Below are 15,108 nucleotides of genomic sequence, written 5' to 3' on the forward strand. Positions count from 1 at the left end.
GATCGGCCGTTGCGCCGCAGGCGCCTCCGCCGGTTGACTCGTCACGTGACCGATCTGCGCTTCTCCGCCGACCCCGAAGACCTCGACGTCGACCGCGTACACCGCTGGCTGAGCGAGGAGTCGTACTGGGCCCGCGGCCGTGACCGGGCGACGCAGGAGGCGATCATCGCCGGCTCCCGGAACTTCGGCGTGTACGACGCGACGACCGGCGAGCAGCTCGGCTACGCGCGCGTGATCACCGACGGCGTGACGTTCGGCTGGCTCGCCGACGTGTTCGTGGACCCCGACGCCCGGGGCCGCGGCGTCGGGGTCGCACTCGTGCGCGGCGTGACCGAGGCGGTCGAGCCGCTCGGCCTGAAGCGCTTCGCCCTGTTCACCGCGGATGCCCACGGGCTGTACGAGCGGTTCGGGTTCCGCCCGCTGCCCGACCCGGACGGCTGGATGATGCGTCCCGGGCCGGGGTTCGGCGCCGACGTGCACGACTGACGGGGCGCGGGCGCACACGCAGCGCTGCCCCTCAGTACTCGATGCGGCCCTCGCGGTTGTGGAACTCCCCCGTCGGCCCGTCGGTGCCGATCGTCGCGAGCATGACCGTGGCGTCGGTGCCCTCGGTGATCGTCTGGTGCCCGCCGAACCCGTTGAACTCCGTCGCCGTGTAGCCCGGGTCGCTCGCGTTCACCCGGAAGCCGGGCAGGTTCTTCGCGTACTGCACGGTCAACGCGATCACGGCCGCCTTCGACGCCGCGTACGGCACCGCCGGCACCCCGTACTCGTCGTGTCCCGGTGTCGTCAGCCAGCGCGGGAACCCCACCCCCGACGAGACGTTCACGATGACGGGTGCCGCCGAACGTCGCAGCAGGGGCAGCGCGGCCTGGGTCACCCGGACGATGCCGGTGACGTTGGTGTCGAGCACGGTCGCCATCGCGCTCGCGTCGAGGTCATCGACCCCGAACGAGCTGCCGAGGATCCCGGCGTTGTTCACGAGGACGTCGAGCTCGGGGATCGTCGCGATCGACGCGTCGATGCTGGCCTGGTCGGTGACGTCCAGCTGCACGACGTGGGCGCCGAGTGCGCGGGCGTCGTCGCCGCTGGCTGGGTCGCGCATGCCGGCGTACACGGTGTGGCCGGCTTCGAGCAGTCGGCGTGCGGTCTCGAGTCCGAGGCTGCGGTTGGCCCCGGTGATCAGTGTCGTTGTCATGAGTCCAGCCTGCCCCCGTCGGCCCGGCTCCCCCAGGCACGGTGCGACGGTGGGACCGGCAGTACCAGGACGGACTGGAGGCGCGGGGCGATGATGGTGGACATGAGCGAGTTCGCGAACGTGTTGCGTTCCTGGCGCGACCGGGTGCGTCCCGAGGCGGTCGGCCTGCCGGCCGGCCCCGGCAGACGGACCCCGGGCCTCCGTCGCGAGGAGCTCGCCGCGCTGGCGGGCGTGAGCGTCGACTACGTCGTCCGCCTCGAGCAGGGCCGGGCGACGAACCCGTCGCCGCAGCTGCTCGGTGCCCTCGCGACGGCGCTCCGGCTGTCGTCCGAGGAGCGGGACCACCTGTGCCGGGTGGCCGGTGTTGCCCCGCCGTCGCGTCAGGTGGTGCCGCGGCACATCACGCCCGGCGTGCAGCGGCTGGTCGACCGGCTCGGCGACGTGCCGCTCGCGGTGTTCACGGCGACCCACGACATCGTGCTCTGGAACGAGTTGTGGGCCGCGGTGAACGGCGACCCCTCGCGGTACGTCGGGCTCGAGCGCAACCTGGTCTGGCGGCACTTCACGCAGGAGCGCGACGGGGTGGACTGGGACGACGAGCACCAGGAGGAGTTCTCGAGCGACCTCGCCGCCGACCTGCGGCAGGCGTACGGGCGCTACCCGGCGGACCGTGACCTGGCGGACCTGGTCGAACGGCTGCTGCGGGAGTCCCCCGAGTTCGCCCGGCGATGGGAGACCGGCCGGATCGCCGAGCACCGTGCGAGCCGCAAGGTCGTGCACACGCCGGTCGGGCCGGTGGAGATCGACTGCGACGTGCTGAGCGTCCCCGGCGGTGACCTGCGGATCGTCGTCTACACGGTCGTGCCGGGCTCCGAGGACGCCGCGAAGCTCGACCTGCTCCGGGTCACCGGCCTGCAGGAGCTCACGCCGCGGTGAACACCAGCGACGCGTTCTGACCGCCGAACCCGAACGAGTTGTTCAGCGCCGCACGGAGCGGCGCGGTCCGGGCTGTGCCGGCGACGACGTCGAGGTCAACCGCGGGGTCGAGCCGGTCGAGGTTCAGGGTCGGTGGAACGATCCCGGTCTCGAGCGCCCGCAGGGTCAGGATCCCCTCGACCGCGCCGGCAGCGCCGAACATGTGCCCGATCGCGCTCTTCGGAGCGGTGACCAGCGCTCCGGTCCCCACCGCACGGCTGATGGCGGACGCCTCGCCGACGTCGCCGACCGGGGTACCGGTCGCGTGCGCGTTCACGTGGTCGACGTCGGCACCGGTGAGTCCTGCCATCCGGATCGCGGCGCGCATCGCCCGCTCCTGCTCGCTGCCGTCCGCCAGCGGTGCGGTGATGTGGTGCGCGTCCGAGGTGATCCCCCACCCGGCGAGCGTGCCGTGCGACCGCTGACCCCGGGCGGCGGCGTGGTCGGCACGTTCGAGCACGACGATGCCGGCGCCCTCGCCGAGGACGAAGCCGCGGCGGTCGGCGTCGAACGGTCGTGACAGGGTCGTCGGGTCGTCGCCGTCGGGCTTCGCGAGGGCCTGCGACTGGGCGAACGACGCCATCGTCACCGGGGTGACCGCGGCCTCGGTCCCGCCGGTGATGACGACGTCGGCCTCACCGGTGGCGATGAGTCGCGCGGCGGTGGCGATGGCCTCCGCACCGGAGGCACATGCCGACACCGTCGTGTAGGCGCCGCCCCGCGCCCCGTAGGCGATGCTGATCTGCGCGGCGGCACCGTTCGCCATGAGCATCGGCACCGTGCGCGGTGAGACCCGCCGGGCACCGGACGCACCGAGCACGTCGTGGGCGTCGAGGAGCGTCTCCACTCCCCCGATCCCGGTGCCGATCACCACGGCGAGGCGGTCGCCCTCCACCGCGGGGGCACCGGCGTCGGCCCAGGCCTCGTCCGCGGCGACGAGCGCCAGCTGCTGACTGCGATCCAGGCGATTGGCGCGGACCCGCCCGAGCGCCCCCTCGGCGTCGAGTGCGGCATCGGCCCCGACCCGGATCGGCACCTGTTCCCAGAGCGCTCCGTCGCGGTGCAGGGCGCGGACGCCGGAGCGACCGGCCACCAGGGCGTCCCAGAGCGGCGCGACGCCGTGGCCGAAGGGTGAGACCGCGCCGAAGCCGGTGATGACGATGTCCACGGGAACTCCTCTTGTATGTTGAACAAGTGGAGTTGTACCACGTACAATTCCGACATGGCAACCACGGTGGACGGCTCCGGCACGGCACGCGGCGCGGCGACACGGGCGAGGATCCTCGCCGCGACGGCCGGACTGCTCAGCGCGGGCGCTCGGAGCGTCACCGTCAGCGAGGTCGCCCGGGCCGCGGGTGTCTACCCGAACCAGATCACGCACCACTACGGCTCGAAGGACCGCCTGGTGCTCGACGCCGCGTTCGCGCTGTTCCTCCGCGACACCACGCGACTGCAGGCGGCCGGCCGTCGTGCCCGCTCGGCGGAGTCGTTCCGGCAGGTCCTCGCGCGCACCGCCCTCGCGATGCCGTCGACCCCGCTCGTGGTCCGCGCGCTCGGGGCCGCCGGGGACGACCCGGCGCAGCGTGAGCGCGTGCGGTTGCTGCTCGCCGTGCTCTTCCGGCAGTCCGAGCGCTACCTGGAGCGCGTCGTCGCCGACCAGGGCTGGACGAGCCCCAGCGGTGTCGCCCGGGACGCCCGCACGTTCTGGAGCGCCGTGTTCGGTGCCACCCTGCTCGCGGACGCCGGGGTCACCGGCGGCCCCTCGGACCTCGACCTGGCGGGGACGATCTCGATCGGGTGACCGGGGTGGCCACCGCCGCCGGGGTCTCCCCCGGCGGCGCTGTCACTCGCCCGGCGGCGGTGTCACTCGCCGAAGCCGGACCGGACCAGTTCCACGAGGGCGTCGACCGCGGCCTGCGCGTCCTGCCCGGTCGCGTTGATCGACACCGTCGCACCCTTCGGCAGCGCCAGGGCCATGATCGCCAGCAGGCTCTTCGCGTCCACGCCGTTGACGTGCACGCTCGCGTCGTACTTCGCCGCCGTCTTCACGAACTCGGCGGCGGGCCGGGCGTGCAGCCCGGTCTCGTTCACCAGCTCGACCGACGCGCTGACGCGGTCGGAGCCGGCCGCGTCGTCGACGGCGGCAGCCCCGTCGGCCGGCCCCGTGCCTCCAGGCTGGTCACCGGACGGACGGGAGGCGGTGCTCGCGTCCGCCTCGGAACCCGCGGCCGACGCTGCGGCGGCCAGCACCGCGTCGGCGTCACCGCCCGTCTGGGCGGCGACCGCGGCTGCCACCGCTCCCTCGACCAACGGGGCCTGCGACACGTGGACGCGTGCGCGGACGTCGTCGTCCAGGAAGTCGAGCGCGGTGTCGGTCGTCAGGTAGGCGGAGCCGAGGTCGCACAGGACCACGACGGCGTCCGCCTGGGCGAGTTCCTCGATGCCGGCGGTGATCGCCTCGAACGAGGTGCCGATGCCGCCGTCGTCCGTTCCGCCCGCGGCGACGAGCGGCACGTCCGCGGCCATCTGCCGTGCCAGCTCGACCGTGCCCGTCGCGATCGCCGCGCTGTGCGAGACGACCAGGATGCCGACGGTCACGCTGCGTCCATCGCTGCGCGCAGGATGTACGCGGTCGACTGCGCACCGGGGTCGCGGTAGCCGATCGCGCGGTCGCCCAGGTAGCTCGCGCGGCCCTTGTGGGCGACGAGCGGCTCGGTGTCCGCCGCACCCTGCGCGGCGGCGTCGGCTGCTGCGCTGAGCACGGCCTTCGGGTCGTCGCCGGCACCGGCGGCCGCTGCTGCGGCGTCGACCGCGGGGCTCCACGCGTCGACCATCGTCTTGTCGCCGACCGCGGCCTTGCCGCGGGACACGACCCCGTCGCGGGCGGCGGTCAGGACGGCGACGAGGGTGTCCGCGTCGAGTTCGGCCGCGTCACCGGCGGCCTGCGCCGCCTTCAGGTAGGCGGTGCCGAAGAGCGGGCCGGCCGCCCCGCCCACGGTCGAGATGAGCTTCGTCGCGACGGTCTTGAGCACGGCACCCGGGGTGTCGAAGGACCCGGAGTCGACGGCCTCGAGCACGGCCCGGAACCCGCGGTCGAGGTTCTCGCCGTGGTCGCCGTCGCCGATCTCACGGTCGAGCGTGACGAGCTCGGCGCGGTGTTCGTCGATCGTCGCGGCGGTGCGACGGACCCAGTCGATGGCCCATGCGGTGTCGAGCGCCAATGCGGTTCCCTTCGTGTGTGTCCGGCCCGGTGGGGCCCGGTGTCGTGGTCCGGTGGTCGAGCGGCCGTGGTCGGTCGCGCTTGCCGTTGCAGTCGCGGTCGCGGCCGTGGTCGCGGTCGGTCAGCGTCCCCAGCGCAGGGCCGGGGTCTCCACCGGGGCGTCCCAGAGGGCCGTGAGTTCGTCGTCGAGCACCGTGATGGTGAGCGAGAACCCCTGCATCTCGAGGGACGTGACGTAGTCGCCGACCAAACTACGCGTGACCTGGTGGCCGCGGTCCGAGAGGACCTCGGCGGCGCGTCGGTAGGCGATGTAGAGCTCGGACAGCGGGGTACCGCCCATGCCGTTCACCAGGAGCAGCAGCGACGAACCGGCCGGGGCGTCGAGGTCGGTCAGGATCGGTTCGAGCACGCGGTCGACGAGCTCGTCCGCCGGTGCCATCGCGATCCGCTCGCGGCCGGGCTCGCCGTGGATGCCGATGCCGAGCTCGACCTCGTCGTCGGCCAGGACGAACGACGGCTCCCCCGCGTGCGGGACGGTGCCCGATGCCAGTGCGAGCCCCATCGACCGCGTGACGTCGTTGACGTGCCGGGCCACGGCGGCGACCGCGTCCAGGTCGTCCCCGCGCTCGGCGGCGGCGCCGGCGCACTTCTCCACCACGACGGTCCCGGCGACACCGCGCCGGCCGGCGGTGAACAGGGAGTCCTGCACCGCGACGTCGTCGTCCACCACGACGGACTCGACGCGGACGTCGTCCATCGCCGCGAGCTCGGCGGCCGTCTCGAAGTTGAGCACGTCGCCGGTGTAGTTCTTCACGATGTGCAGCACGCCCGCACCGCCGTCGACGGCCTTCGTCGCGGCGACGATCGGGTCGGGCGTCGGGCTCGTGAACACCGGGCCGGGCACCGCGGCGTCGAGCATGCCGTACCCGACGAAGCCGGCGTGCAGCGGCTCGTGGCCACTGCCGCCGCCGCTGACGATCCCGACCTTGCCGGCGACGGGTGCGTCAGCGCGGTGCAGGTGGATCGGGTCCTCGACCAGGACGACGTGTCCGGCGTGTGCCCGGGCGAAGCCCCGGACGGTCTCCTCGACCACGGCCTGCGGGTCGTTGATGAGCTTCTTCATGCGGTGCCTCCACGGGTACGGGGTCGAACCGTGGCGGTCACACCGCGCGTCGTCGACCGGAGTGGGCCCAATCTACATCGACGGCACGGGCAGCCGTCCGCTCCCGATGCACGTTCGTGCAGTGCGCCGAGGACGCGCCACCGGCTCGGGATCGTGCTGGGGACACTCGTCCTGCACGTTCGTGCACGATGCCGCACTTCGCTCACGAATTCATCGCCGGGCCGTGAACCGCATCACTATGGTTGGCCTCAATCACTCAACGGGGAGTGCGGCGCAGCACGGCCGGACCCCCACCCTCACGCACTGGAGGTCACCGATGGACGGCATCGGCGTCAATTTCCTGTCCGAGCTCGTCGGTACGGCGATGCTCATCATCCTGGGTGGCGGCGTCGTCGCCGCCGTGTCGCTGGCGAAGTCGAAGGGCTTCGGAGCCGGGTTCCTGATGGTCACCATCGGCTGGGGCTTCGCGGTCTTCGCCGGTGTCACCGTCTCCTACAGCTCGGGCGGTCAGCTCAACCCCGCGGTCAGCCTCGGGCTCGCCCTGCTCGGCAAGATCACCGTCGGCGAGATGTTCCTCTACTGGCTCGCGCAGCTGATCGGCGCGATCATCGGCGCGGTCATCGTCTGGCTCGCCTACAAGCAGCACTTCGATGAGGAGCCCGACGCGGCCGCCAAGCTCGGCGTCTTCTCGACCGGCCCCGCGATCCGGTCGTACGGCTGGAACCTCGTCACGGAGATCATCGGCACCTTCGTGCTGGTCTTCGTCGTCATCGCGTTCTCGAACGGTCAGACGCCGGCATCGCTCGGTGCGATCCCCGTCGCCTTCCTCGTGATCGCGATCGGTGTCAGCCTCGGTGGCCCCACCGGCTACGCCATCAACCCGGCCCGTGACCTCGGCCCCCGCATCGCGCACGCCTTCCTGCCCATCAAGGGCAAGGGCTCGAGCGACTGGGCCTACGCCTGGGTGCCGGTCGTCGGACCGCTGATCGGTGGCGCCCTCGCCGCCGGCCTGTCCGTCGCCCTGCTGCCCATCGTCAGCTGACCCACCCCCACCCCGAAGGCGTGGACGGCCGTTCCGCACGACCGAACACGCACCCGCACCGAACACACCCGTAAGGAGCACCAATGGCCGACTACATCGTCGCCATCGACCAGGGCACGACCTCGACCCGAGCAATCGTGTTCGACCACTCCGGTTCGATCATCTCGACCGGGCAGAAGGAACACGAGCAGATCTTCCCGCGCGCCGGGTGGGTCGAGCACGACCCCGCCGAGATCTGGGACAACACCCGCGAGGTGATCGGTCAGGCACTGTCGCGTGCCGACATCACGCGCCACGACGTCGCAGCCGTCGGCATCACCAACCAGCGCGAGACGGCCGTCGTCTGGGACAAGACCACCGGCAAGCCGATCTACAACGCGATCGTCTGGCAGGACACCCGCACGCAGGCGCTCGTCGACAAGCTCGCCGACGGCGACACCGACAAGTACAAGGCCATCGTCGGCCTGCCGCTCGCGACCTACTTCGCCGGCACCAAGATCATGTGGATCCTCGAGAACGTCGAGGGTGCTCGTGAGAAGGCCGAGGCGGGCGACCTGCTCTTCGGCACCACCGACACCTGGGTCCTCTGGAACCTGACCGGTGGCATCGACGGCGGCGTGCACAAGACCGACGTCACGAACGCGTCCCGCACGCTGTTCATGGACCTCGAGACGCTGCAGTGGCGCGACGACATCCTCGCCGACTTCGGCGTGCCGAAGTCGATGCTCCCCGAGATCGTCAGCTCCTCCGAGGTCTACGGCCACGTCGAGTCCTCGAGCCTGCTGCGCGAGGTCCCGATCGCCGGCATCCTCGGCGACCAGCAGGCCGCGACCTTCGGTCAGGCCGCGTTCGACCAGGGCGAGTCGAAGAACACCTACGGCACCGGCAACTTCCTGATCTTCAACACCGGTACCGAGATCGTCCGCTCCGAGAACGGCCTGCTCACCACCGTCGGCTACAAGCTCGGCGACCAGGAGACGCACTACGCCCTCGAGGGGTCGATCGCCGTCACGGGCTCGCTCATCCAGTGGCTCCGCGACAACCTCGGTCTGATCGGCAGCGCCCCGGAGGTCGAGGCCCTGGCCAAGACCGTCGAGGACAACGGTGGCGTGTACTTCGTGCCGGCGTTCTCCGGGCTCTTCGCGCCGTACTGGCGTCCCGATGCCCGCGGTGCGATCGTCGGCCTCACCCGCTTCGTCAACAAGGGGCACATCGCGCGTGCTGCCCTCGAGGCGACGGCGCTGCAGACCCGCGAGGTCCTCGACGCGGTCAACGCCGACTCCGGCGTGGACCTGACCGAGCTCAAGGTCGACGGCGGCATGACCGCGAACAGCGAGCTCATGCAGTTCCAGGCCGACATGCTCAACGTGCCGGTCGTCCGCCCGGTCGTCGCGGAGACGACGGCGCTCGGTGCGGCCTACGCCGCAGGTCTCGCGGTCGGCTTCTGGGCCAACCTCGACGAGCTCCGTGCCAACTGGCAGGAGGACAAGCGCTGGGAGCCGCAGCTCGACGCCGCCGAGCGTGAGCGCACGCTCCGCCTGTGGAAGAAGGCCGTCACGAAGACCTTCGACTGGGTCGACGAGGACGTGCAGTAACGAAGCACGCGCACGCTGACCGCGTGCACTGAACGCACCGACGGGAGGCCCGGTGCCGGTTCCGTGAACCGGCACCGGGCCTCCTGTGTGTTGCGTCTCCTGCGGGTCGGTCGCGGTCGGCCGGTCGTCGGGTGGTTGCCGGCGCAGCACGGTGCGGCCTTGTTGACCGGGTGCAGCGGTGACCGCCCGGTGCGCGCTCGTGGCGCAGCACCGAGCCGTCAGGCTCGCACCGGGTGACGCACCGAGCACGGTGCGGCTCGCGCTGGGGTGGCACGGGATCGCGGACCGCGCACGGTGCGGACTGGAGGCGCGGGACGGGCCCGCCACGGCCCCCCGGTCCGGCACGGGGTGGCCGGCACGGCACGGTGCGCGTTTGTTCACCGGGTGCAGCGGTGACCGCCGGGTGCGCGCTCGTGGCGCAGCACCGAGCCGTCAGGCTCGCACCAGGTGACGCACCGCGCACGGTGCGCGGGGGCGGCGTGGACTACGCGGCGGGGGCTGCGCCGACCCAATCAGCCAGTTTGCGCGCACCGGCACCGGAGTCGACCGCCTCGGCGGCGACGACCAGCTGCTCGCGGAAGCGCTGCAGGATCGGCCGGTCGGACTCGTTCGGGTCCTGTGCCAGCCGGAACGAGACGAGGCCGGCCGCGGCGTTCAGCAGGACGATGTCGCGGACGGGTCCGGTCTCCCCCGCGAGCACCCGGTGGACGACGCCGGCGTTGTGCTCGGGGTCGCCGCCGAGCAGGTCCTCCGTGCGTGCCCGGGCGATGCCGAGGTCCCGCGGGTCGAGGTCGTGCTCGGTGACGCGGCCGCCCGTGACCTCCCAGATGTGGCTGTGCCCGGTGGTGGTCAGCTCGTCGAGTCCGTCGTCGCCGCGGAACACGAGGGCCGTCGCTCCGCGCGTCTGGAACACGCCCGTGATGATCGGGACGAGGTCGAGCTGGGCGACCCCCACGGCGTTGGCCTCGCACCGTGCGGGGTTGACCAGCGGGCCGAGGAAGTTGAACACCGTCGGCACGCCGATCTCGCGCCGCACCGGGCCTGCGTGGGCGAAACCGGGGTGGAACGCGTTGGCGAAGGCGAAGGTCAGCCCGACACGCCGGAAGGTGTCCGCGACACGCGCGGCGTCCATCGTGAGATCGAGTCCGAGGGCGGCGAGCACGTCGCTCGACCCGGACTTCGACGAGCTTGCCTTGTTGCCGTGCTTGACGACGGGGACCCCGGCGGCGGCGATCACGATGGCCGCCATGGTCGAGATGTTCACGGTGCCGACCACGTCGCCGCCGGTGCCGACGATGTCGAGCGCCATCGGATCGACGTCGAGCGGAACAGCGGCGTCCAGGATCGCGTCGCGGAACCCGACGACCTCGTCGACGGTCTCGCCCTTCGCGCGGAGCGTCACGGCGAAGGCTGCGATCTGTGCCTGGGTGGCGCGCCCGTGCACGATCTCCTCCATGGCCCATGTGGATTGCCTGATCGTCAGGTCCTCGCGCGCCATGAGCGCGCTGATCACCGCTGGCCAAGAAAGTGCGTCAGGCATGGCTCGATCGTAGTGAATTCGAGAGACCCGCCAGTCTCCTGCGAAAACACTGTCGGGGGTTTCGGCCATAATGGAGGACGTGACTAGCACCTCTCTCTCCAGATCAGCCAGCGGTCCGGCCCTCAACAGGCCGAACGCCGTGGCCGTGGGGACGATCGTGTGGCTGGGCAGCGAGGTCATGTTCTTCGCCGGCCTGTTCGCGATCTACTTCACGCTCCGCAGCACGTCCCCTGAGCTCTGGGCGACCGAGACCGCGAAGCTCGAGGTGCCCTTCGCCTCCGTGAACACGATCATCCTGGTGCTGTCCAGCTTCGCCTGCCAGTTCGCCGTGTTCGCCGCGGAGCGCTTCCAGGTGCACCGGACGAGCTGGAACCCGCGCCACTGGGGCATGACGGAGTGGTTCTTCGTCACCTACGCGATGGGTGCGATCTTCGTCTGCGGCCAGATCTTCGAGTACGCCAACCTCTGGCATGAGGGCGTGACGCTCTCCTCCAGCGCCTACGGCTCGGCGTTCTACATGACCACCGGGTTCCACGGGCTCCACGTGACCGGTGGCCTCATCGCCTTCCTGCTGACGCTCGGCCGCGGTTTCGCCGCCAAGAACTTCGGCCACAAGGAAGCGACCACCGCCATCGTCGTGTCGTACTACTGGCACTTCGTCGACGTCGTGTGGATCTTCCTCTTCGCCGTCATCTACCTTCTCAAGTAGGAACTGGACACCCCCCAGCACATGTTCAACAGAACCAAGTCCAAGAAGGGCCGCCGTTCACCGATGGCGACCGTGTCGCTCATCGTCGTGGGTCTCATGACCACCGGTGGCGCGTACGCACTGTTCAGCTCCACGGCGAACGCCGACGACAGCACGAACACCGTCGCCGCCTCGAGCCAGTCGCAGGTGAACGAGGGCGAGAAGCTCTTCGCCTCGAACTGCGCCACCTGCCACGGTCTCTCCGCGCAGGGCACGAGCGAGGGCCCGTCCCTCATCGGTGTCGGCGCCGCGTCGGTCGACTTCCAGGTCGGCACCGGCCGCATGCCGATGGCCGCTCAGGGCCCGCAGGCCGAAGAGAAGCCCGCGCAGTTCACGGACGAGCAGGTCGACGCGCTCGCGCAGTACGTCGCCTCCCTCGGCCCCGGCCCGTCGGTCCCCTCCACCGAGCTCACCAACGGTGAGGACGGCGACGCTGCCGAAGGCGCCGAGCTGTTCCGCATCAACTGCGCCATGTGCCACAACGTGGCCGGCGCCGGCGGTGCGCTGACCGAGGGCAAGTACGCCCCGAACCTCGAGACGGTCTCCGGCAAGCACATCTACGAGGCCATGCTCACCGGCCCGCAGAACATGCCGGTCTTCAACGACCTGAACCTGACGCCGGAGCAGAAGGCCGACATCATCACGTACCTCAAGTACGTGCAGGACAACAAGTCCCCCGGTGGCTTCGCACTCGGCTCCCTGGGACCGGTCGCCGAGGGTCTGTTCATCTGGATCTTCGGACTCGGCGCGGTCGTCGCGATGACCGTCTGGCTGACCGCGAAGTCCAACTGATCGTCCGTGTCGAACGACACTGAAGGGAACACCATGGCAGAGCACGACGACGAGACGCTGAACTCGTCCTCGGCTGTCGAGAAGCACGGCACGACCACCTCCCCCGGGATCGCGGTCCTCCCCGTCGACCCGTTCGAGAACCCGGGCGAGCCGCCGCACCGCCCGCGTCGCACCGACGTCGACCCGAAGAAGCAGCGCCTGGCCGAGCGCCAGGTCGCCGCGTACTTCTACCTGTCGATCGTCGGCAGCGTCCTGTCGATCGCGGCGTACGTCGCCTTCCCGATCGACCCGAGCGACTTCGGGACGGTCCGCACCGCGAACCTCTTCCTGGGCCTGTCGATCGCCCTCGCGCTCCTCGCCCTCGGCCTCGGCGCCGTCTACTGGTCGAAGTCGCTCGTCGTCGACCGCGAGATCACCGAGCTCCGTCACGGTACCCGCGGCACCGACGCGACTCGCGCCAAGGCCGTCGAGGCGTTCCAGCTCGCCGACAAGGAGTCGGGCTTCAGTCGTCGCAAGCTGATCCGCAACTCGATGATCGGTGCCCTGGCCGCGTTCCCCCTCCCCGGCATCGTCCTGGTCCGCGACCTCGCTCCGGCCGAGGACCCCAACGAGCTGCTCCGCCACACCTTCTGGAAGCAGGGGCTGCGCCTGACGAAGGACCCGACGGGTCTGCCGATCAAGGCCTCCGACGTCACCATCGGTTCGGTGTTCCACGTCATCCCCGAGGGCATGCTCGAGTCCGAGCACATGCTGGAAGAGAAGGCCAAGGCCTCCGTCCTCCTCATGCGTCTCGACCCGAAGGACCTCAACCCGTCCAAGGGCCACGAGAACTGGGGCTACGACGGCATCGTCGCGTACTCCAAGATCTGCACCCACGTCGGTTGCCCCGTCGCGCTCTACGAACAGCAGACGCACCACCTGCTGTGCCCGTGCCACCAGTCCACCTTCGATGTCTCGAACAACTGCGAGGTCATCTTCGGTCCGGCAGCACGCCCCCTCCCCCAACTTCCGATCGCGATCGACGACGACGGCTACCTGGTTGCCCAGAGCGACTTCCACGAGCCGGTCGGACCGTCCTTCTGGGAGCGTGAACGCTGATGACCAGCACCACCACCACCGCACCGAACACGTCGACGAACAAGCCGGCGCCGGAGCGCGGATCCCGCATCATCGGCGGGGTTGCCAACTACATCGACGAGCGCACCAGCATCTCGGGCCTCGTCAAGGAAGTCGGCCGCAAGATCTTCCCGGACCACTGGAGCTTCATGCTCGGCGAGGTGGCGCTGTACAGCTTCGTCGTCGTGCTGCTCTCCGGGACCTTCCTGACGTTCTTCTTCCAGGCGTCCATGACCGAGGTCGTCTACAACGGCTCGTACGTCCCGCTCAAGGGCGTGGCGATGTCGACGGCCCTGCAGTCCACGCTCGACATCTCGTTCGACATCCGCGGCGGGCTCTTCGTCCGCCAGGTCCACCACTGGGCAGCCCTGCTGTTCGTGGCGTCGATCATGCTGCACATGGCCCGCGTGTTCTTCACCGGCGCCTTCCGCAAGCCGCGTGAGCTCAACTGGGTCTTCGGCTTCCTGCTCTGGGTCCTCGCCATGGCCGAGGGCTTCACCGGCTACTCGCTCCCCGACGACCTGCTCTCCGGAAACGGTCTGCGGATCATCGTCGGCATGATCGAGGGTGTCCCGGTGATCGGCGTCTGGATCGCCTACCTGCTGTTCGGTGGCGAGTTCCCGGGGACCGACATCGTCGGCCGCCTGTACACGCTGCACATCCTGCTGCTGCCGGCGATCCTCGTCGCGGTGCTCGGTGTCCACCTCGTGCTCGTCGTGATCAACAAGCACACGCAGTTCGCCGGTCCGGGCAAGACCAACGAGAACGTCGTCGGTGTCCCGATCCTCCCGGCGTTCGCCGCGAAGGCCGGTGGGTTCTTCTTCATCGTCGCGGGCATCCTGGCCCTCATCGCGTCGCTCTTCACGATCAACCCGATCTGGAACTACGGCCCGTACGACCCCTCCCCGGTGTCCGCCGGTACCCAGCCAGACTGGTACATCGGCTTCGCCGACGGTGCGCTCCGACTGGTCCCGCCGCACTGGGAGGTCGTGTGGTTCGGCTACACGGTGTCGTTCAACATCCTGGCGCCGATCGCGGTCCTGGTGCTGCTCATCCTGGCGATCCTGCTCTACCCCTTCATCGAGGCGTGGGTCACGGGCGACAAGCGTGAGCACCACATCCTCGACCGCCCGCGCAACGCCCCGACGCGCACGGCGTTCGGTGCCGCTGGCATCACGCTCTACGCCAGCCTCTGGGCAGCAGCCTCGTCGGACATCATCGCGACGCACTTCCTGGTGTCGATCGAACACGTGATCCACGTGATCCAGGCAACGACGGTCCTCGGTCCGTTCATCGCCTTCTGGATCACGAAGCGTGTCTGCCTCGCCCTCCAGAAGAAGGACCGCGAGATCGTCCTGCACGGCTACGAGTCGGGCCGCATCGTCCGACTCCCCCACGGCGAGTACATCGAGGTGCACGAGCAGCTCGACGAGTACGAGCGGTGGAAGCTCCTGCAGTTCAACGAGTACAAGCCGCTGATGATCCGCCCGAACGCCAAGGGCAAGATCACGGGTCTGCAGAAGGTCCGCGCCGGCGTCTCCCGCTTCTTCTTCGAAGACCGCATCGAGCCGGTCTCGAAGGCAGAGCTCGAGGCAGCACACGCCGCGCACCACGGCCCGAACCTCGAGGGTGGCCACCAGGCTCCCCAGGTCGGCCCCGGCGATCACTGATCGGTAGCGCACGAAGCAACCCCCGTCACGAAGTGGCGGGGGTTTCTTCGTGCACAGGGCAACACGCCGCCCCCAGTTCACGGCTGGTT

General features: G+C 70.2%; 15 protein-coding genes. 9 read left to right on the top strand and 6 right to left on the bottom strand.

Going from position 1 to position 15,108, the window contains the following annotated elements; genetic code table 11:
• Nucleotides 1-45 precede the first annotated feature (45 nt).
• A complete protein-coding gene (locus DEJ21_RS03095; RefSeq protein WP_111103591.1) occupies nt 46-486 on the top strand; it encodes a GNAT family N-acetyltransferase in 441 nt (146 codons plus the stop codon).
• Nucleotides 487-517: 31 nt separating this feature from the next.
• On the opposite strand, the gene DEJ21_RS03100 is transcribed toward DEJ21_RS03095, so the two are convergent.
• Nucleotides 518-1,198, bottom strand: a complete 681-nt coding sequence (locus DEJ21_RS03100) for an SDR family NAD(P)-dependent oxidoreductase (RefSeq protein ID WP_111223661.1) — start codon at nt 1,196-1,198, stop codon at nt 518-520.
• Nucleotides 1,199-1,300: 102 nt separating this feature from the next.
• Here DEJ21_RS03100 and DEJ21_RS03105 point away from each other — a divergent pair, with 102 nt between their 5' ends.
• Nucleotides 1,301-2,134, top strand: a complete 834-nt coding sequence (locus tag DEJ21_RS03105; RefSeq protein WP_181435761.1) for a helix-turn-helix domain-containing protein — start codon at nt 1,301-1,303, stop codon at nt 2,132-2,134.
• On the opposite strand, the gene DEJ21_RS03110 is transcribed toward DEJ21_RS03105, so the two are convergent.
• Nucleotides 2,121-3,341: a beta-ketoacyl synthase gene (locus DEJ21_RS03110; RefSeq protein ID WP_111223663.1), complete on the bottom strand. Its 1,221-nt coding sequence runs from the start codon at nt 3,339-3,341 to the stop codon at nt 2,121-2,123. The two genes, DEJ21_RS03105 and DEJ21_RS03110, sit on opposite strands and share 14 nt — an antisense overlap.
• A gap of 54 nt (nt 3,342-3,395) precedes the next feature.
• Here DEJ21_RS03110 and DEJ21_RS03115 point away from each other — a divergent pair, with 54 nt between their 5' ends.
• On the top strand, nt 3,396-3,974 hold the full coding sequence (locus DEJ21_RS03115; RefSeq protein ID WP_111223664.1) for a TetR/AcrR family transcriptional regulator C-terminal domain-containing protein: 579 nt from the start codon (nt 3,396-3,398) through the stop codon (nt 3,972-3,974).
• 62 nt (nt 3,975-4,036) lie between these two features.
• Here DEJ21_RS03115 and dhaM read toward each other — a convergent pair whose 3' ends face one another.
• The 3 genes from dhaM to dhaK all read right to left on the bottom strand — a co-directional run bounded on the left by dhaM (nt 4,037) and on the right by dhaK (nt 6,516).
• A complete protein-coding gene (gene dhaM, locus DEJ21_RS03120) occupies nt 4,037-4,771 on the bottom strand; it encodes a dihydroxyacetone kinase phosphoryl donor subunit DhaM (RefSeq protein ID WP_111223665.1) in 735 nt (244 codons plus the stop codon).
• The gene (gene dhaL, locus DEJ21_RS03125) at nt 4,768-5,394 is read right to left on the bottom strand and encodes a dihydroxyacetone kinase subunit DhaL (RefSeq protein WP_111223666.1); all 627 of its coding nucleotides are present in this window, start codon (nt 5,392-5,394) and stop codon (nt 4,768-4,770) included. Before dhaL ends, dhaM begins: the two co-directional genes overlap by 4 nt.
• Nucleotides 5,395-5,514: 120 nt before the next feature.
• Nucleotides 5,515-6,516 carry a dihydroxyacetone kinase subunit DhaK gene (dhaK, locus tag DEJ21_RS03130; RefSeq protein WP_111223667.1) on the bottom strand — a complete coding sequence of 334 codons (1,002 nt, stop codon included), beginning with the start codon at nt 6,514-6,516 and terminating at the stop codon, nt 5,515-5,517.
• 316 nt (nt 6,517-6,832) lie between these two features.
• Here dhaK and DEJ21_RS03135 point away from each other — a divergent pair, with 316 nt between their 5' ends.
• Both DEJ21_RS03135 and glpK read left to right on the top strand, forming a co-directional pair.
• Entirely contained in the window at nt 6,833-7,558 is a 726-nt protein-coding gene (locus DEJ21_RS03135; protein WP_111030103.1) for an MIP/aquaporin family protein, read from the top strand.
• Between the two features lie 83 nt (nt 7,559-7,641).
• Nucleotides 7,642-9,153, top strand: coding sequence for a glycerol kinase GlpK (gene glpK / locus DEJ21_RS03140; RefSeq protein ID WP_071403832.1), 1,512 nt, complete (start codon nt 7,642-7,644; stop codon nt 9,151-9,153).
• 484 nt (nt 9,154-9,637) lie between these two features.
• On the opposite strand, the gene trpD is transcribed toward glpK, so the two are convergent.
• Nucleotides 9,638-10,693: an anthranilate phosphoribosyltransferase gene (trpD, locus tag DEJ21_RS03145; protein WP_111030102.1), complete on the bottom strand. Its 1,056-nt coding sequence runs from the start codon at nt 10,691-10,693 to the stop codon at nt 9,638-9,640.
• A 70-nt stretch (nt 10,694-10,763) separates the two neighbouring features.
• Here trpD and DEJ21_RS03150 point away from each other — a divergent pair, with 70 nt between their 5' ends.
• From DEJ21_RS03150 to DEJ21_RS03165, 4 genes are read left to right on the top strand one after another with little or no spacing between them, the layout of a single operon-like run.
• The gene (locus DEJ21_RS03150; RefSeq protein WP_027465617.1) at nt 10,764-11,402 is read left to right on the top strand and encodes a heme-copper oxidase subunit III; all 639 of its coding nucleotides are present in this window, start codon (nt 10,764-10,766) and stop codon (nt 11,400-11,402) included.
• Nucleotides 11,403-11,423: 21 nt separating this feature from the next.
• Complete coding sequence (locus DEJ21_RS03155) at nt 11,424-12,233, top strand: cytochrome c (protein ID WP_071403834.1); 810 nt, start codon at nt 11,424-11,426, stop codon at nt 12,231-12,233.
• A 33-nt stretch (nt 12,234-12,266) separates the two neighbouring features.
• Nucleotides 12,267-13,331: a ubiquinol-cytochrome c reductase iron-sulfur subunit gene (locus DEJ21_RS03160; RefSeq protein ID WP_027465615.1), complete on the top strand. Its 1,065-nt coding sequence runs from the start codon at nt 12,267-12,269 to the stop codon at nt 13,329-13,331.
• Nucleotides 13,331-15,019 carry a ubiquinol-cytochrome c reductase cytochrome b subunit gene (locus tag DEJ21_RS03165; RefSeq protein WP_071403835.1) on the top strand — a complete coding sequence of 563 codons (1,689 nt, stop codon included), beginning with the start codon at nt 13,331-13,333 and terminating at the stop codon, nt 15,017-15,019. Before DEJ21_RS03160 ends, DEJ21_RS03165 begins: the two co-directional genes overlap by 1 nt.
• Nucleotides 15,020-15,108: the final 89 nt, after the last annotated feature.

The sequence above is a fragment of the Curtobacterium sp. MCSS17_006 genome, from assembly GCF_003234215.1.
Taxonomy (GTDB): Bacteria; Actinomycetota; Actinomycetes; order Actinomycetales; family Microbacteriaceae; genus Curtobacterium; species Curtobacterium flaccumfaciens.